The organism is Fodinicola acaciae (genome assembly GCF_010993745.1).
In the GTDB taxonomy this organism is placed as follows: Bacteria; Actinomycetota; Actinomycetes; order Mycobacteriales; family HKI-0501; genus Fodinicola; species Fodinicola acaciae.
Genome location: NZ_WOTN01000002.1, coordinates 1913972 through 1930891 on the forward strand (window position 1 = coordinate 1913972; position 16920 = coordinate 1930891).

A 16920-nucleotide genomic window follows, 5' to 3' on the forward strand; every position below is an offset into this window, starting at 1 on the left:
CTACGCTTTCGCGATGAATTCTTCCTGCCGGTGGTGCTCACGTTCGCTGATCGCCAGCGGATAGAGGGTGAATCCGTGGCCGGCCTCGGCGACCACCTCCAATTCTGCCTGATTTCCGGCGGCTCGCCAGCGCGCGTGCATGAACAGGGTGTCGTCCAGCAGCGAATCGGCCGTGCCGACGGTGAACCGGGCCGGCGGCAGGCAGCGCAGATCGGCGTAGAGCGGCGAGACGGCCGGATCGCGGCGTTCCTCCGCGGTGGTGCCTGGGACGAACATCTCGGCGAACCACGACGGTCCAGGCGTACGGTCGAGCCAGCCGCCGGCCATCGACCGGCGGCTCGGCGTGAGTGACAGGTCGTACATGCCGAAAGTCAGCTGTGCGGCGCGAAATGCGGTGTGACCGCGGTCGCGCATGCGGAGCAGGGTGAGCACGCTGAGGTGAGCACCGGCCGACTCGCCGCCGATCATCAGCCGGTCCGTACTGAACTCGCGCTCGCTGTTGTCCACCAACCACAGCGCGACCCGTTCGCAGTCGTCCGGACCGGCCGGATACGGATTTTCCGGCGCCAGGCGATAATCGACGCTCACCACCGCGACCGACGCGCGTTCGGCCAGCCGCCAGAGCCGATCGTCCTGGCCGTGCGCCGACCCGAGCGACCAGCCGCCTCCGTGGATGTGCAGGAAAACTCCGCGTACGTCGGCCGGCGTGAACACTCTGACCGGTACGTCGTCGACGATCCGGTCCTGCCCGTGCGCGAGCGGGACCGGCGCGGTCGTGCCGTCGAACTGCCGTGTACGCGCCGCCTGGATGGCCGCCAGGTCGGTCAGCGGCGGTCGTGTCGCGTTGTCTGCCTGGAGTCGTCGCGCGAAGGCGCGCGTCTGGTCGAGATCTTCGTCGCCAGTGGTCACAATGCTCATGTGGCGAGCGTGCCAGCTGGTCGCGACACCGTTATGTCACCGTTAGGGTCTGTTTCGAAGTCCCACGCGGATGAGAGTCGAGATCCAAACGTCGCCTGCCGGTGCCGGGCGGAAGCCCAAACAGCAGCGCTGTGGTGGGTTTTCGGCCGGTGCCGGCAGGCGGCCCGAGAAAGATGTGACAGCGGCTCGGCTATCGCCGCGTGGGACTTCGAAACAGACCCTAGCCGGCGGAGTTTGTCGCCGTCGTCTCAATGACGCGCGGAATGTGGCGGAGCGCGTAGAGCACCGCGACCGCCAACACCGCGACGACGGCTGCCGAAGTGAACAGGGTGACCTGCATTCCGTCCACATATGCCGCGCGCGCCACCGCCAGGTCGGCCGGTGCCGCGCCGACGGCGTTTCCCAGCGACTCACGGATTGCCGGTGTCGCGTTGGCCGGCAGATGCAGCCGATAGACCACGCTCAGCAGGCTGCCGAGCACCGCGATCCCCAGGGCGCCGCCGAGCTCCATCGCCGTTTCCGAGATCGCGGAGGCGGCGCCGGCTCGCTCTTTTGGCACGGCGGCGAGGATCGTGTCGGTGGCGACCGTCATCGTCAGCGCCAGGCCAGGCCGAAGATGAGCATGGTGACCAGCAGATAGCCGTACGTCGGCCGCAGCCCGAGCAGACCGTACAAAACCATGCCAATGGCCGACAAGACCAGGCCAGCTGTCATCGTGGCGGCTCGGCCGAGCACGTTGATGGCGGCCGGGCTCATCAGCGCGCCGGCGACCGCCGCGACGATCGCCGGCAGTCCGGCGACACCGGCCAGCAGCGGTGACCAGCCGAGGACGAGCTGCAGATATTGTGCCAACACCAACGAAATCGCCAGCTGCGCGAACATCGCGGCCAGCGCGGCGCCGACGGTCAGCGAGAACGGACCGCGGCGAAACAGTCGCACGTCGATCAACGGCTCGGGCAACCGCGTCTGCCGGCGGATGAACACGATGATTGTCACCACCCCGACTGCCAGGGAAATCAGGACCTCGGCGGTGAATCCGTTGTGTGCGGCCTGTTTGATCGCGTAGACGACGGCGACCACGCCGACGATCGACAACGGTACGCTCAGCCAGTCGAGCCGGCCGGGCGACGGGTTGCGAGACTCCGGAAGGACAATGCCGCCGGCCACCAGGATGAGCAGCACGACCGGCACGTTGATCAGGAAAACCGATCCCCACCAGAAATGGTCGAGCAACGCGCCGCCGATCAGCGGTCCGAGGCCGAAGCCGGCGATCGCGACGCCGTTCCACAGGCCGATCGCGGCCGTACGCTCCTTGGGATCGGTGAAGACGTTACGCACCAACGAAAGTGTCGACGGCATGATCGTCGCGCCGGCGACGCCGAGGAGCGCGCGAGCCGCGATGAGCAACTCGGCGGTCGGCGCGTACGCGGTGATCACCGACGCCACACCGAAAGTCGCGGCGCCGACGAGCAGCAGCTTCTTGCGGCCGATCCGGTCGCCGATGTTCCCCATCGTGACAAGCAGCCCGGCCAGCGCGAAGCCGTACGCGTCGACGATCCACAGCAGCTGCGTGGACGTGGGAGCCAGCTCGGCGGTGAGTTTCGGTACGGCCAGATGCAGGACGGTCAGGTCGAGCGCGAGCATCAGCATCGCCAGGCAGGCGACGCCGAGCGTCCCCCACTTCATCGGCGCACCTCGAAGACGATCTCCTCGCTGTGCCGGAGGTGTCCGGCCGCGTCCTCGCCGAGATGGAACCGGGTCGTCATGGATCGACCGGACAGGTCGAAAACCGAGCGCCACAGCGTACGCCACGGCCATCCCGGCGCGGCTTTCTGCGCGACCTCGTCCAGTGCCTCGCGGATGCCGGCGGCCGAGGAGGCCGGATGCTTGGAGATCGTCCGCAACCGTTCGTACGTCGCGAAAGTCTCCGGCGTGTCCGGCGGAAGGTCGTCCACCGACGGAAACTTGTGCAGCGGATGGTTGGTGACGCAGAGCGGGCCGTCGGCGAGCGGGATGATGTGCTCCGAGTCGTACGCGCCGCGTTCCCACACGAACCCGTCTCCGGAGGCGTCCGCGACCAGGTAGTGGCAGGCGACAGAGGCGTTGTCATATTGTTTGCCGCTGAGCAGAGCCACTCGTGCCTCGGCGGCGGAAGTGCAGGTGTCCAACAGAAAACGCGGCACCTGAGTCGGATCCAGGCCGGCCTGCGGACCGCGGCCGAAGTCCGGCGGCGCGGTGGCGGTGATGTCGGCCAGCAGCAGCACGACGGCCAGACCCGCCTCGTTGATCCCGTCCATGCAGCCGTCCACATTGGACATCGTCAGCACCGTGCTGGCCAGGCCGTCGTCGGGATACGAGGTGATGACGTACGGCCGAGACGCCATCGGGGGCTCGTCGCTCGGCTGCGGCGCCGCACCGGACAGGCTCTCGACCAGCTGTTTCTGGCTCAGGGTGAAGAAATCGTAGTTGCGGCCGAGCCGGCCGCGGCCGTCGGCCGAGGCGGCTGGCGGGCAGAAGGTCGCCGAGCAACCGGACCCGGCGATGCTGGACATGCCGTCCATGCTCATCGGATCGGCCTGGAAGACCTCGGCGGCGCCGGTCATCCGGTCGCGGTGTTGTGGCCAGTTTCGCGCGAACCACACATCACGGGCGCGCGAGACGAGCGGATCGACCGCGCGCGGCTGCCAATCCGAGGCCGCCTGGATGTCCAGCGCGAGTGCGCGGCCGATTTCTCGTTGGCCGCCGCGAAGAACGAGGTGCCGGACGGTCATGAAGTCGTTGCGGCCACCGGCCACGATGGAAGTTGTCGTCATGCCGCGAGGATCGCCGGTGCCGCTGACCGCCCGCGCACCGATCGCTGACGGTGGTCAGCGCAGGCCGGTCAGCGTCAGCGCTTCCGCACGGTCCAACGCACGTCCGGCCGCGTACGTCCGCTCGAACTCCTCGCTCCCAAGCCGCATGCGAGCCATATCCGTGATAGTCCCCGATATGTCGAGGCCGCGGAAAGTGGCGCCGGCGCCGAGCAGCATGGCGGCGCGCTCCGGATCGCCCGATGCCACCGCCGCGCCAGCCAACGCCTCGAAAATCCTGGACACCAGTTCGAACTGCTCGCGAGCCGTCGCCTCGTCCAGCGCCGGCCGCAGATGGTCGGCGGCAGACCGGCCGGAATCGACCGCGAGCACACCCAAGGTGATCCGGATGCGCGTACGCACCTCGTCCGGCCGAAACCATCCCTCCGGACACTCTCGCAACGCCTGCTCGCACAACCGCCACGCCGCCGGCAGATTTCCGCGCGTATGCTCCAAAAGTCCGAGCGTGTGGTGGCCACTCGCGACGAGGTCTCGAGCACCGCAGCGTTTGGCCAGCGTCAGAGCGCGCAGGCAGTCGGCCTCGGCGCCGGACTGGTCGCCGACGACCAACCGCTCGGCGGCGCGTTGCAGCAGGATTTCGGCGAGGTCGTCGATCGCGCGCAGCGGTGTGATCAGCTCGATCGCCTCGCCGAGCAACGAAACCGCCTCCGCGTGCCGTCCCTGCCAGCTGGAAACCTGAGCCAGCGCACCGATCGTCAGCGTGAGACCCCAGCGCTCGCCGATCACCCGAAACCGTTCGAGCGCGACCAGGATCGATTTTTCCGCATCGCGAGGTTGCGCGCGAAAAAGCTGGAGGAGCCCATGGCCGAGCGGTTCGAGCGCCTGGCACCACGGATCGTCGCTGAGCGTGGTCAGCTCGACCAGGTCGCGACCCAGCTGGCCAGGCGGCGGACCGGCCACGATGCCCCACATCATTTGCAGGAACGGTCGCCGCAGCGCCTGCCGGTGGGTGGCGATCACGCTTACGTTCCGTAGCGACTGCTGCCAGCGCTCGGCGTCTGGGGCATGGATGATCGCGTTCAGGACGGCCAGTGCGTAGTCCTCGCGGCGCTCCACCGACAGCACCGGTCCGATGGCGTCGACCAACTCGCCGGCCAGCGGCGCGCCCTCCGAGCGGCGGCCGGCCATCCACCAGTACATCGACAGCGCGGCGACCAGCCGCAGCGCCAGGTCGGTGTCCGAGCGTACGGCCCAGCGCAGCGCCGCCAGCAGATTGTCGTTGTCGGCTTCCAGTCGCGTGAGCCATTTCAGCTGGTCAGCGGTCCGCAGCCGCGCGTCGCCGAGCTCGGCGAGAGCCAGGAAGTAGGTCGCGTGAGCGCGCTGGTCGGTGTCCTCGGCATGCTCGGCGCAGTACGCCCGGATCGTCTCGAGCATCCGGTAGCGGTCGCCGGACAGCTCGATGAGCGACCGGTCGACGAGCCGCGCCAGCTGATCGGCGCCGGCGCCACACACGGCCTCGACGGCCTCGACGGTCGCGCCGCCGGCGAAGACGGTCAGCTTGCCGGCCAGCGCGCGCTCGTCCTCGTCGAGCAGATCCCAGCTCCACTCGACTACAGCGCGTAGCGTACGGTGGCGCGCCGCGGCGCTCCGGCTGCCGCGGGACAGCAAGGCGAAACGGTCGTGCAGCCGGTCCGCGATCTCGGTGACGGGCAGTGACCGTACGCGCGCCGCCGCCAGCTCGATCCCCAGCGGCATCCCGTCCAGCTCAGCACAGATCCGCGCGACGGCGTCGACGTTTTCTTTGTCCACGGCAAAACCGGCGCGCGCGGCGGCGGCGCGATCGGCAAACAACCGTACGGCTGGGAAACTCAGCGCGGTCTCCGGATCCGTTCCCGGTGGCGGTGCGGCCAGCCGCGGCACGGCGTACAACGTCTCGCCGGTGATCTCCAACGGCTCGCGACTTGTTGCCAGTACGCGCAAAGACCGGCAGTTTGCCAACAACGTCGTCACCACCTCGGCGGCGCTTTCGACGACGTGTTCGCAATTATCGAGTATCAGCAGGAATGTCCGGTCGGTCAACGCGCTGACCAACCGCTCGAGCGTTGGCAGCTGCCGGTGCGGTGTCATCGTCGCGTCGCGCAGCCCGAGCGCGGACAACATCTGCCGCGACACGTCGGCGCCGCGGACAAGCGTTGCCAGATCGACGAAACAGACCGGCGTGGCGATGCCGGCCGCGACCTCGACCGCGAGCCGCGTCTTGCCGGCGCCGCCTGGCCCGGTGAGCGTCACCAGCCGCGCGTGCGCCAGCGCGTCGGTCACGTCCGAGATTTCCTCGGCGCGACCGACAAAACTCGTCAGCTGCGCCGGCGGCCGGGTTGGATCGAGGGATTCGTCGCGCAACGCGGCGGCATGTGCTTCGGCGAGCTCGCTGGACGGGTCGGCGCCGAGCTCCTCGGCCAACGTGCGCCGCGCGTCCTCGTACGCGAGCAATGCCTGCGCCGACTCGCCGTTGGCGGTGAGAGCGCGGACAAGCTGAGCACGCGGTCGCTCACGCAGCGGATGCGCGGCGATGAGTTCGCGCAGCCGCGGGACTTGCTCGCGGTGGCGGTGCAGGGCGAGCTGCGTGTCGACATGGTCCTCGGTCGCTTCCAGCCAACGTTGCTGGAGGTTCGCGCGCGTGGCCTCGTCGACTTCCGGTTCACCGCGCCAAAGTCGCAGCGCCTCGTCCAGGGCGCCGGCCGCGTGGTCGTACGCGCCGGCCTCCAGAGCGGACCGGCCCTCCTCCGCCAATCGCAGGAATCGGTGCAGGTCAACGTCATCCGGGTCGACCGCCAGCCGATAGCCGCGCTCGGTGAACTCGATCGGCGCGTCGAGCTGCTTGCGCAGCCGTGAAACCTGCGACTGCAGCGCGTTGGCGGCGCCTGTTGGCGGTGCGCCGTCGTACATGCCGTCGATCAGCCGGTCGGCGCTCACGTATTTTCCAGCGTCGGCAAGCAGCATCGCCAGCAGCGCATGCGTGCGCCGGCCACCGAGTGTGACCGGGTGGCCGCCGGAGTCCTCGGCGCGTACCGGACCGAGGATGCCGAACCGCATGCCGTCTATTTGAGCACGTTTGGCGGTTGTCTGATTTGATCGACTCGATGGACGGCGAAAGGAGCACGCTCGTGCGCAACAGTCTCGCCGCGGCGGCGATCGACCGGCTGCTCGGCCTGCCACCGGCGACGACGCCGGATGTCGAGATCCACCGGGAGCTGACGCCGATGCCGGACGGTGTCGTGCTGGTGGCCGATCGCCTTCGGCCGCGCGGCGACAAGCCACTGCCGGTTGTGATCGTCCGCACCCCGTACGGTCGCGACGCGCTCAGCCGGCAGCTGTTCGGTGCCGCCCTGGCCAGACGGGGATTCCAGATCTTCCTGCAGAGCGTACGCGGCACTTTCGGCTCAGGAGGGCGGTTTCAGGCCTTTCACCACGAACGCGACGACGGCATCGCTACGGCGGAATGGGTCCGCGCGCAGCCGTGGTGTGACGGCAGGATCGCGACCGCCGGCGCGAGCTATCTGGGATATACGCAGTGGTCGATGGCGCCGTATCTGGAGGAGCAGCCGCGCGCCGTCTGTTTGGGGGTTACCGCGTCGAATTTCGACGCGATCCACTACGACGGCCAGACCGTCGGCCTGCAGACAGCCCTTACCTGGTCGGCGATGACTGCGACGCAGGAAGGGCCGCTCGGGCTGCTGCGCCAGCCGCTGCGGGACCGCCGTACGAATGCCGCGATGTCCACGATTCCGTTGAACGGCGCCGATATCGCCGCGATCGGGAAACAGTGGCCGTATTGGCGCGAAGTCATCGAACACACCGGTCCCGGCGGCGACTTCTGGTCCGGCATCGACCACAGCGGCGCGGTCGAGCGGTTGACCGCGCCGGTGTCCATGGTGACCGGCTGGTGGGACATCTTCCTTCCGTGGCAGCTGGCCGATTTCACCGCGCTCGCCGCGGCCGGCCGGTCGCCGCGGATCACCGTCGGGCCGTGGCGGCACGCGGAGTTCGGTGGCCTGAAGGCGATGGTCGACGACCAGCTGAGTTTTCTGGCCGCACACCTGCAGGACGACACGGCCGGCCTGCGGCGTGCGCCGGTGCGCGTCTATCTGCAGGGTGCGCATCGCTGGTTGGACCTGGAAACCTGGCCACCGGCCGAGGCTTGTGACCACGTGCTGCATTTCCTGCCGGCCGGCCGGCTCGGCCTCGAGCCGGCGGCGGCCAGCACGCCGGACGTCTTCCGCTATGACCCCGCCGATCCGACGCCCAACGTCGGAGGACCGGTTTTCGCCGGAAAACCGAAACAGCAGGATCAGTCCACAGTGGAGAGTCGGCCGGACGTACTCACCTTCACCGGACGACCACTGGCAAAGCCGCTCGACCTGGTCGGCACGGCCGTGGCCGAGGTTTACCTCGACACCGACACCGGTTTCGGTGACCTGGTCGTACGGCTCTGCGATGTCGATCCGGCCGGTCGGTCGCGCAACGTGTGCGACCGGATCGTACGGCTGCCGGCCGGTCTGGACGGGGCGATGCGGCTGGAGCTCTGGCCGACGGCATACCGTTTTCGGCCTGGCCACCGCGTACGCGTGCAGGTCACCGCCGGCGCCTTTCCCAGATATCCCCGAAACCATGGTTTCGGCGAGCCGGCGGCGACCGCGACGGCGATGCGGCCGACGACGTTTCGCGTACACCACGACGCCGACCATCCGTCACGCGTCGTCCTGCCGGTGCTGGCCGGCACGTGACGGCGGTCCGGCTGCGCCGGTTTCAGGAGGCCGACGCTCACGCGCTGCTGCGGTGGATCAGATCCGAGGAAGAGATGGTGATGTGGTCGGGTCCGTCCTTCCGCTGGCCGCTGGATGTCGAGCAGTTGATGGCTTTTCCTGACACGCTGCGGGTTTTCGCTGCCATCGACGCGGAAACCGGCCGGCTGGCCGGACATCTGCGGCTGTGGGTGGCCGAACCGTATCGTCTCGGCCGGTTTGGCGCGGTGCTGGTCGATCCGGAACTTCGCGGCAGAGGCTATGGAAGCGCGCTGATCGGGGCCGCGCTGGAGGTCGCTTTCGGCGAGTTGCGGCTGCACCGAGTCGGGCTCGGCGTCTACACCCAAAACGAAGGTGCACGACGGGTCTATGAAAAGGCCGGCTTCGTCCGTGAAGGCCTGATCCGGGACGCTGTCTTCGTCAACGGCGCGTACTGGTCGGACATCGAGATGGGAATCCTGGAGTCGGAAAGACGTGCGAAGCTGTGAGCATGCGGAGAAGGCGGCTCGCGGCGGCGTTGGTGCTGGTGCTGGCCGTTGCCGGCTGTGCGACACCTTCGTCGCAGGCGAGGCCGCTGCCGCCGGCGCACGGCGTTTTCGACTACCAGATCGGCGGTCCGTACGCGCCGGATCCGTCGGTGCAAATCATCAGCCGTGACCGGCGGGCCGCGCCAGTGGCCGGAAAATACAACATATGTTACCTAAACGCGCTGCAAACCCAGCCTGACCCGGTGCAGCCCAACGGCGCGGAAGGCACGCTGACCTGGTGGGTCAGGAACCATCCGGATCTGGTGCTCAAGGACTCCGACGGCGATCCGGTGATCGACGACGACTGGGCCGAGGCCGTCCTCGACGTGTCCACATCGGACAAACGGAGGCGCCTTCTGGAGATCGAAAAACCGTGGATCGACGGCTGCCGCGCCGCCGGCTTCCAGGCGATAGAGCCGGACAACCTCGACTCGTACGATCGCTCGGACGGCAATTTCCTGTTTGACGCCGACCGTGACTTCGCGGTCTCCTTCGTGGCGTACGCGCACTCGCGTAACCTTGCCGTGGCGCAGAAAAACGCCGGCGACGACTTCGGCGCGGCCGGCCGCACCGAGGTCGGTTTCGACTTCGCGATCGCCGAGGAATGCGCGGACTATGACGAGTGTGCCGACTACACGGCGGCGTACGGCGATCACTACATCGACATCGAATACGACGACCAGGACGGCTTTCGCAAGGCCTGCCGCGATTATGGCCGCGCGATCTCGGTCATCCTGCGCGACCGCAAGGTCGTGCCGAAGGGGACAGCCGGCTATCGCTACGAAACCTGCGCCTGAAGTTACCTGTCGGTAACATATCGTCCTCGTATGGAAAAGCCGATACGCGCTGACAACATCGTGCCCCGTTCACTGGGCGCATGTGCTACAACGAAGCAGCACGCGCAGCGGCGAGCACGCTGACGTCCTCGGCCGTCGCTGGGACCGGGATCACGATCTACGGATGCGGACCGGACGAGGCCGAGCTGTTTCGGGAGATAACACCGCGCTTTGGTGTGACGCCGGTCATCACCGACGCGGCCGCGTCCGAGGCCAATGTCGAGCTGGCGTCCGGAAATCGTTGCGTCAGCGTCGGCCACAAAACGCACATCACCAATCCGACGCTCCTCGCACTCAGCCAGATCGGTGTGCGTTACATCTCCACGCGAAGCATCGGATTCAACCACATCGACCTGCCGTACGCGCGGAGCGTTGGCCTGACGGTGGGAAATGTCGCGTACTCGCCGGACAGCGTGGCCGACTACACGCTGATGTCGATGCTGATGGTGCTGCGACATGCGAAACACACCGTTCGTCGTACGGATGTCCATGACTACCGGCTTCACGCCATACGCGGAAAAGAGCTGCGCGACCTGACGGTCGGAGTGGTCGGCACGGGTCGTATCGGTGCGGCCGTCATGGACCGGCTGCTCGGCTTCGGGTGCCGGATCCTGGCATACGACACCAATCCGACGACCTCGGCGGACTACGTCCCTCTCGACGAGTTGGTGCGGCAGAGCGACATCGTCACGTTGCACACTCCGCTCACCGCGGAAACACACCACCTTCTCGACCGCCGGCGTATCGAACAGATGCGGCACGGCGCCTTCGTCGTCAACACCGGTCGCGGCGGACTCCTGGACACGATGGCTCTGGTTTCCGCATTGGAAAACGGAAATCTCGGTGGTGCGGCCCTGGACGTCCTCGAAGGAGAGGAAGGGATCTTCTACGCCGACTGCCGGGACAAGGCCATCGACAGCGAGCTTCTGGTGCGGCTGCAGGAAATGCCGAACGTGCTGATCAGTCCGCACACCGCCTATTACACGGACCACGCTCTGCGCGACACCGTCGAGAACAGCATCATCAACTGCCTGACATTCGAAAGCGGGAAGCAGTATGGATAGGTTGAAGGTCGGGATCCTGTTCGGAGGCACCTCCGAGGAGCATCCGGTCTCGGTGAAGTCCGCGCAACACACCGCGAAGCACCTGAACACCGACAAATACCAGCCGTACTGGATCGGCATCACCAAGAGCGGCGCCTGGAAACTGTGCGACGGCCCCGACTCCGACTGGGAGAACGGCCGCACCGCCGTGCTGTCACCGGACCGCACCATGCGGGGATTGTTGGTGCTGGACGAGGGACACTACGACCCGATCAGCCTCGACGTGGTGTTTTCGGTCCTGCACGGCAAGTTTGGCGAGGACGGTGCGATCCAGGGCCTGCTGGAGTTCTCCGGCATTCCGTATGTCGGCTGCGACATCCAAAGCTCGGCTCTGTGCCTGGACAAGTCGCTCGCGTACGTCGTCACCGGCAGCGCGGGGATCGCGACACCGACATACTGGATCGTCGAGGCCGGTGACAAGATCGACCCCGACCAGCTCACCTATCCGGTCTTCGTGAAGCCGGCGCGCTCGGGTTCGTCTTTCGGTGTCACCAAGGTGTCCGAGAAAGAGGAACTGCCGAGCGCGATGGATGTCGCGCGAGAGTTCGACTCGAAAATCCTCATCGAGGAAGGCGTTGTCGGCAGTGAGGTCGGCTGCGCGGTGATGGGGTCCGGCGCGGACCTGTTCGTCGGCGAGGTGGACCAGATCACCCTGTCGCACGGATTCTTCAAGATCCACCAGGAGGCCAACCCGGAGAGTGGCTCGGAAAACTCGACGATCACCGTGCCGGCCGGGATCTCGCCCGAGACGCGTGCGCTCGTACAGGAGACGGCGAAGGCCATCTATCGCGCGCTGGGGTGTGGGGGATTGGCACGTGTCGACATGTTCCTTACCGAGGACGGATCCGTCGTTTTCAATGAGGTCAACACGTTGCCCGGCTTGACGTCTTACAGCCGTTATCCGCGGATGATGGAGGCCGCCGGACTGCCCTACGCCGAGGTGATCGATCGGGTCGTGGCGCTGGCACTGGCGGGCGACCGGCGATGAATGCCGACTTTGCCTTCGTCGACGAGCTGGTCACCGGAATACGCTGGGACGCCAAATACGCCACCTGGGACAACTTCACCGGCAAGCCGGTCGACGGGTATCAGGTGAACCGGATCGTCGGCACCAAAACACTGTGCGCGGCGCTGGAAAGAGCGCGGAAAGAGGCCGCGTCCGCCGGCTTCGGCCTGTTGCTGTGGGACGGCTATCGCCCGCAGCGTGCCGTGGACTGCTTTCTGCGCTGGTCGAGGCAGCCGGAGGACGGCCGCACCAAGCGGCGGCACTATCCAAACATCGACCGGCCGCAGATGTTCGAAAAGGGTTACGTCGCGGCGAAATCCGGTCACAGCAGAGGCAGCACGGTCGACCTGACGCTTTACCACCTGGAGACCGGCGAGCTCGCCGCGATGGGCGGCGACCACGACCTGATGGACTCGGTCTCCCATCATGGTGCGCCGCGAATTTCGCCGGCGGAGGCGGAAAACCGTGAGCATCTTCGCGCGATCATGGAGGCCAGCGGCTTCAGTGCGTACGACTGCGAATGGTGGCATTACACGCTGAAGGACGAGCCTTATCCGGACACCTACTTCGATTTCCCCATCACCTGAAGCCGGAGCGTCCGAGCATGCAGATACGACTGGCGCGCGGCTCTGACGCCCAAGCCGTCAACGAGTTGCTTGAGCAGCTCGGATATCCGCAGGATGGCGAGGCGGAGACCGCGGCCCGGATCCGGGCCTGGGGTGACGAGGCGTCCAGCGCGGCCTACGTCGCCGAGGCTGACGGCGAGCTTCTCGGTGTCATCGCCGTGCATGTCAGTCCGTTTTTCGAGCACGATGGCAAATGGGGCCGGATCGTGGCACTGGTTGTCTCCGATCGCATACGCGGGCAAGGTGTCGGCTCGCAGCTCGTCGCGGCTGCGGAGGCTTTCGCCACCGGCCACGGATGCGGCCGGATGGAGGTCACCAGCAACGACCGGCGTACGGCGGCACACAAGTTCTATCGCGTCCGCGGATATGCCGAGCAGACCGGAATATCATCCCGGTTTCTGAAGGACGTGCCGGCCGTTGGTTGACTATCTCGCGGCCGGCAGCTCCACCGTGACGCACAGGCCTCCGGTGGTGAGTGGTGTGAGAGTGAGTGTGCCGTCGTGCGCCTTGGTGATGCTCTTGACGATGGCCAGCCCCAGGCCGACACCGGCATGACCGCCGCGGATGCGTTCCATGCCGCGCTGAAACGGCTCGGCGAGTGTCGACGCCATCTCAGGAGTGAGCCGCGCACCGGTGTTTTCCACGGTGAGCACGACACTTCTGGGATGAACGCTGGTGATGACCCACACCGAGCCGTGCTCGGGCAGGTTGTGAACGATCGCGTTGTGCACGAGATTCGTGGTCATCTGCAACAAAAGCGCGCGCGAGCCCTTGGTCGGGGTGATGTCACCGATGGCCTGCAGCGTGACGCCGTGTTTTTCGGCGAGCGGAAGAAGAGTCTCGACGGCTTCCTCGGCCATCAGCGAAAGGTCGAGATGTTCACGCGTGAAGGACCGCCGATCGGCGCGGCTGAGCAACAACAACGCCTCGGTCAGGTCGATCGCGCGGGAGTTGACGACGTGCAGCCGGTCGACGAGCTCACCGGGATAGCGGTTGGGATCGTTGCGTGCGACATCGAGAAGCGTCTGCGTGATCGCCAGCGGAGTGCGCAGCTCGTGAGAGGCGTTGGCGGCGAATCTCTGTTGCTCGGACACCTGCGCTTCCAGCCGCGCCAACATGGTGTCGAACGCGTCGGCGAGCTCGCGAAACTCGTCCTTGCGGCCTCTCAGCCCGATCCGGTGCGACAGCGATCCGTCGGCGGCCAGCCGCGTCGCGTCGGTGATGCGGGTCAGCGGAGCGAGCATCCGGCCGGCCAGAATCCATCCGCCGAGCAGGCCGAACACCAGCAGAAACGCAAACAGGCCGATCGCCGCCGGCACGAAGGCGCCGAGCAGGACGGACCGGTTGACCAGGAACTGGCCGCGGATCAGGAACGCGCCATCGGGGAGAAACCAGATAAAGTAGGCCCACACCGCGCCGATCCCCAGCGCGCCGGCGAAAAGCAGGAATCCGGCGTAGCTGAGGGTGAGTTTGAGCCGTACGCTCAAACCGGGTTCTCTATCCACCGCCTCCTCCCTCGCCTGTGTCGATACGATAACCGACACCAGGCACGGTGGCGATCAGCCACGGCTCGCCGAGACGTTTGCGCAGCGCCGAGATCGTGATGCGCACGGCGTTCGTGAACGGGTCGGCGTTTTCGTCCCACGCTCGCTCCAGCAGCTCCTCGGCGCTGACCACACCGCCTTCTGCGGCGACCAGGACCTCAAGCACGGCGAACTGTTTCCTGGTCAGCGCGACGTATCGGCCGTCCCGGAAGACCTCGCGGCGAAACGGATCCAGCCGCAGACCGGCGATCTGCAGCACCGGCGGCCTGGTGTGCGTACGCCGCCGGTTGAGCGCACGAAGCCGCAGCACCAGCTCCTGCAGCTCGAACGGTTTGGTGAGATAGTCGTCGGCGCCGAGCCCGAAACCGGATGCTTTGTCATCGAGCCGGTCGGCGGCGGTGAGCATCAGGATCGGCAGCCCGCTGCCGGAGGCGACGATGCGTTTGGCGATCTCGTCGCCGGACGGACCGGGAATGTCACGGTCGAGCACGGCGACGTCGTATGTGTTGATGCTCAACAGTTCCAGCGCGCTGTCGCCGTCTCCGGCGATGTCGGCCGCGATCGCTTCCAGTCGCAGTCCATCGCGGATGGCCTCGGCCATATAGGGCTCGTCCTCGACGACCAACACACGCACGGTGTCAATATTACGAGCTGTTGCATATCGCCGGTATAACGACAAGCACATACGTGCTGGCAACATCGGTTTGCCTTGACTGGCAGCATGAGTCAAACCGCGGCCGTACGCATCAGGATCCGCAGGATCCTCCGGCCCGTCGCCGTCGGCCTGGTAGCCGGCATCACCAACCTGGTCCGTCGTCCGGCATCGTCCGTCGAGCTCGTCAGCACCAAGGCCGACGGCGTCCTTCCCGACGGTGTGACGGTGTTCGACGACAGCTATCCCGGCGTGGCCAATCTCGACCCGGATCTGTTACGCGCCCTGCGTGAGGCGGCGACCGACGCCGCCGCCGATGGAATTACGTTCTACGTCAACAGCGGCTGGCGTTCACCGGAATACCAGAACGAGCTTCTGCGCGAGGCGATCGCAAAGTATGGCTCGGCGGCGAAGGCCGCCCGGTGGGTCGCCACCGCGGACACGTCTCCGCACGTGTCCGGGCAGGCGGCCGACATTGGTTCTTTCGACGCGACCGCGTGGCTGTCGAAGAACGGCGCCAAATATGGATTGTGTCAGATCTATCGCAATGAACCGTGGCACTATGAGCTGCGCCGCGAGGCGATCGACGGTCGTTGTCCGGCCATGTACGCAAATCCTTCACGCGACCCGCGAATGCGCCGGTAACTGCTGCTCCCGGCCATAAATCGTGTTCCACGCCACCTCAGCATGACAGAAAACAAAGTCTACAGGTGGTAGGTATTTCGGAGCGGCTTTTTGCTCGTAGGCAGCCTGACTGCGAAATACTCGTTAAACAAGACGTCAAAACGGACATTTGTTGCCGGGGCGGCGGTCACACCAGCCCGACATTTAGCGCCCCACCTGGCTTCCGATCCCACATACTGGACCTTCGCGTCTCCCACCGGGACGCCACCGCAGCTCCGGCGTCCCAGCCACACTCCTGGTCCGGTTTGTCCGTTCTCTCCTGTCGACATGTGCCCATCCTCCGGACCGCCCGCGTGTAACCGGGCCGGGTGCAGCCTTTGTCGCGTGCGATCAACGCTTTCCGCAACTCTGGACCGGCCAGCCGTTCCTTGCGGCCAACGTCCAGCGGCACGCCTTCAGAGTTCAGGATGGCCGGAATAATCTCCGCGTGGCAGGCGAGCCGCCGGGCGGTTTCCAGGCTGACAGTGAGGCCTTCGTACGCGCGCGCCACACCCAGACAATCGCGGAGCGTCTCCCAGGAAATTGTCAACGTCAGGTGCGGCCGCTCCGTGCGCTGGATCGGCAACTTCCGGGTATCAGCGCGCATTCGATCTGAAGCTGCCTGAGCAACAGGCGTCCTAAAGCAAGGTGGCGGCGTGATCCGGGACGTATGTTTGGAGGTCGTGTGGCGGTCGCTCATAGCCGGTCGACGGCGGACGCGGTGGCAGCTTGAGTTTTGGCTGCGGCACGTCGGTGTACGGGATGGTCGACAGAAGGTGTGCGATCATGTTGATCCGCGCGCGCCGTTTTTCCTCGCTGTCCACGACATACCAGGGCGCTTCCTGGATGTCGGTGTGCACCATCATCTCGTCCTTGGCGCGCGAGTACGCCTCCCAGCGCGTCACCGACTCCAGGTCCATCGGCGAGAGTTTCCACTGGCGCATCGGATCGTCCAGCCTCGACCGCAGCCGGCGCTCCTGCTCTTGCTCGCTCACCGAGAACCAGTATTTCCGCAACAACACACCATCCTCGACCAGCAGCCGCTCGAAGACCGGTGCCTGGTGGAGAAACCGCTGGTATTCGCGCATCGTGCAGAAGCCCATGACGTGCTCGACGCCGGCGCGGTTGTACCAACTGCGGTCGAACAGCACGATCTCGCCGCCAGCCGGCAACTGCTCGACGTATCGCTGGAAATACCACTGCGTCTTCTGTCGCTCGGTCGGCGCTGGCAGGGCCACGATCCGCGCGACGCGGGGGTTGAGATATTCGGTGAAACGCTTGATGACACCGCCTTTGCCGGCCGCGTCGCGCCCTTCGAAGACGATGACCACGCGCGCATTCTCGGCGCGCACCCACTCCTGCAGCTTGACCAGCTCAAGCTGCAGGCGCTGCAGTTCCTTCTCGTAGACCGCGCGCGGAATCCTGTTCGCCAT

General features: G+C 66.4%; 17 protein-coding genes. 8 read left to right on the forward strand and 9 right to left on the reverse strand.

Annotated elements, in window-relative coordinates; all coding sequences use genetic code 11:
- The 5 genes from GNX95_RS24255 to GNX95_RS24270 form a co-directional block, all read right to left on the reverse strand.
- A complete protein-coding gene (locus GNX95_RS24255) occupies positions 1-918 on the reverse strand; it encodes an alpha/beta hydrolase (RefSeq protein ID WP_163509676.1) in 918 nt (305 codons plus the stop codon).
- Positions 919-1138: 220 nt separating this feature from the next.
- Positions 1139-1510 (reverse strand): MFS transporter, encoded by a 372-nt coding sequence (locus GNX95_RS42610; protein WP_222853852.1) that lies wholly within the window; start codon positions 1508-1510, stop codon positions 1139-1141.
- 2 nt (positions 1511-1512) lie between these two features.
- Complete coding sequence (locus GNX95_RS24260; RefSeq protein ID WP_222853853.1) at positions 1513-2604, reverse strand: MFS transporter; 1092 nt, start codon at positions 2602-2604, stop codon at positions 1513-1515.
- Complete coding sequence (locus tag GNX95_RS24265) at positions 2601-3731, reverse strand: C45 family autoproteolytic acyltransferase/hydrolase (protein ID WP_163509677.1); 1131 nt, start codon at positions 3729-3731, stop codon at positions 2601-2603. Before GNX95_RS24265 ends, GNX95_RS24260 begins: the two co-directional genes overlap by 4 nt.
- A 54-nt stretch (positions 3732-3785) precedes the next feature.
- Positions 3786-6821: an ATP-binding protein gene (locus GNX95_RS24270; protein WP_163509678.1), complete on the reverse strand. Its 3036-nt coding sequence runs from the start codon at positions 6819-6821 to the stop codon at positions 3786-3788.
- A gap of 71 nt (positions 6822-6892) precedes the next feature.
- On the opposite strand from GNX95_RS24270, the gene GNX95_RS24275 reads away from it, so the two are divergent.
- From GNX95_RS24275 to GNX95_RS24305, 7 genes are all read left to right on the forward strand, one after another.
- On the forward strand, positions 6893-8512 hold the full coding sequence (locus tag GNX95_RS24275; protein WP_222853854.1) for a CocE/NonD family hydrolase: 1620 nt from the start codon (positions 6893-6895) through the stop codon (positions 8510-8512).
- Entirely contained in the window at positions 8509-9018 is a 510-nt protein-coding gene (locus GNX95_RS24280) for a GNAT family N-acetyltransferase (RefSeq protein ID WP_163509680.1), read from the forward strand. The genes GNX95_RS24275 and GNX95_RS24280 overlap by 4 nt, the downstream gene beginning before the upstream one ends.
- 2 nt (positions 9019-9020) lie before the next feature.
- Positions 9021-9854, forward strand: coding sequence for an endo alpha-1,4 polygalactosaminidase (locus GNX95_RS24285; RefSeq protein ID WP_163509681.1), 834 nt, complete (start codon positions 9021-9023; stop codon positions 9852-9854).
- Positions 9855-9934: 80 nt separating this feature from the next.
- Positions 9935-10957: a D-lactate dehydrogenase VanH gene (gene vanH / locus GNX95_RS24290; RefSeq protein WP_187369679.1), complete on the forward strand. Its 1023-nt coding sequence runs from the start codon at positions 9935-9937 to the stop codon at positions 10955-10957.
- A complete protein-coding gene (gene vanA, locus GNX95_RS24295; protein WP_163509682.1) occupies positions 10950-11984 on the forward strand; it encodes a D-alanine--(R)-lactate ligase in 1035 nt (344 codons plus the stop codon). Before vanH ends, vanA begins: the two co-directional genes overlap by 8 nt.
- The gene (gene vanX / locus GNX95_RS24300; protein WP_163509683.1) at positions 11981-12589 is read left to right on the forward strand and encodes a D-Ala-D-Ala dipeptidase VanX; all 609 of its coding nucleotides are present in this window, start codon (positions 11981-11983) and stop codon (positions 12587-12589) included. Before vanA ends, vanX begins: the two co-directional genes overlap by 4 nt.
- Before the next feature lie 17 nt (positions 12590-12606).
- Positions 12607-13053 carry a GNAT family N-acetyltransferase gene (locus GNX95_RS24305; RefSeq protein ID WP_163509684.1) on the forward strand — a complete coding sequence of 149 codons (447 nt, stop codon included), beginning with the start codon at positions 12607-12609 and terminating at the stop codon, positions 13051-13053.
- Here the strand turns inward: GNX95_RS24305 and GNX95_RS24310 are convergent, their stop codons facing one another.
- Together GNX95_RS24310 and GNX95_RS24315 are read right to left on the reverse strand one after the other, a co-directional pair.
- The gene (locus GNX95_RS24310; protein ID WP_163509685.1) at positions 13054-14133 is read right to left on the reverse strand and encodes a sensor histidine kinase; all 1080 of its coding nucleotides are present in this window, start codon (positions 14131-14133) and stop codon (positions 13054-13056) included.
- On the reverse strand, positions 14126-14806 hold the full coding sequence (locus GNX95_RS24315; RefSeq protein ID WP_163509686.1) for a response regulator transcription factor: 681 nt from the start codon (positions 14804-14806) through the stop codon (positions 14126-14128). Before GNX95_RS24315 ends, GNX95_RS24310 begins: the two co-directional genes overlap by 8 nt.
- A gap of 87 nt (positions 14807-14893) precedes the next feature.
- Here GNX95_RS24315 and GNX95_RS24320 point away from each other — a divergent pair, with 87 nt between their 5' ends.
- Positions 14894-15469: a M15 family metallopeptidase gene (locus tag GNX95_RS24320; RefSeq protein WP_163509687.1), complete on the forward strand. Its 576-nt coding sequence runs from the start codon at positions 14894-14896 to the stop codon at positions 15467-15469.
- Positions 15470-15635: 166 nt separating this feature from the next.
- On the opposite strand, the gene GNX95_RS44400 is transcribed toward GNX95_RS24320, so the two are convergent.
- Positions 15636-16187, reverse strand: coding sequence for a DUF222 domain-containing protein (locus GNX95_RS44400; RefSeq protein WP_425483914.1), 552 nt, complete (start codon positions 16185-16187; stop codon positions 15636-15638).
- The gene (ppk2, locus tag GNX95_RS24330; RefSeq protein ID WP_163509689.1) at positions 16126-16920 is read right to left on the reverse strand and encodes a polyphosphate kinase 2; all 795 of its coding nucleotides are present in this window, start codon (positions 16918-16920) and stop codon (positions 16126-16128) included. The genes GNX95_RS44400 and ppk2 overlap by 62 nt, the downstream gene beginning before the upstream one ends.

Coding starts and splice junctions, on each gene's coding strand:
- GNX95_RS24255 (WP_163509676.1), bottom strand. CDS start 918: ATGAGCATTGTGACCACTGGCGACGAAGATCTCGACCAGACGCGCGCC.
- GNX95_RS42610 (WP_222853852.1), bottom strand. CDS start 1,510: ATGACGGTCGCCACCGACACGATCCTCGCCGCCGTGCCAAAAGAGCGA.
- GNX95_RS24260 (WP_222853853.1), bottom strand. CDS start 2,604: ATGAAGTGGGGGACGCTCGGCGTCGCCTGCCTGGCGATGCTGATGCTC.
- GNX95_RS24265 (WP_163509677.1), bottom strand. CDS start 3,731: ATGACGACAACTTCCATCGTGGCCGGTGGCCGCAACGACTTCATGACC.
- GNX95_RS24270 (WP_163509678.1), bottom strand. CDS start 6,821: ATGCGGTTCGGCATCCTCGGTCCGGTACGCGCCGAGGACTCCGGCGGC.
- GNX95_RS24285 (WP_163509681.1), top strand. CDS start 9,021: ATGCGGAGAAGGCGGCTCGCGGCGGCGTTGGTGCTGGTGCTGGCCGTT.
- vanH (WP_187369679.1), top strand. CDS start 9,935: ATGTGCTACAACGAAGCAGCACGCGCAGCGGCGAGCACGCTGACGTCC.
- vanA (WP_163509682.1), top strand. CDS start 10,950: ATGGATAGGTTGAAGGTCGGGATCCTGTTCGGAGGCACCTCCGAGGAG.
- vanX (WP_163509683.1), top strand. CDS start 11,981: ATGAATGCCGACTTTGCCTTCGTCGACGAGCTGGTCACCGGAATACGC.
- GNX95_RS24305 (WP_163509684.1), top strand. CDS start 12,607: ATGCAGATACGACTGGCGCGCGGCTCTGACGCCCAAGCCGTCAACGAG.
- GNX95_RS24320 (WP_163509687.1), top strand. CDS start 14,894: ATGAGTCAAACCGCGGCCGTACGCATCAGGATCCGCAGGATCCTCCGG.
- GNX95_RS44400 (WP_425483914.1), bottom strand. CDS start 16,187: ATGAGCGACCGCCACACGACCTCCAAACATACGTCCCGGATCACGCCG.
- ppk2 (WP_163509689.1), bottom strand. CDS start 16,920: ATGGCGAACAGGATTCCGCGCGCGGTCTACGAGAAGGAACTGCAGCGC.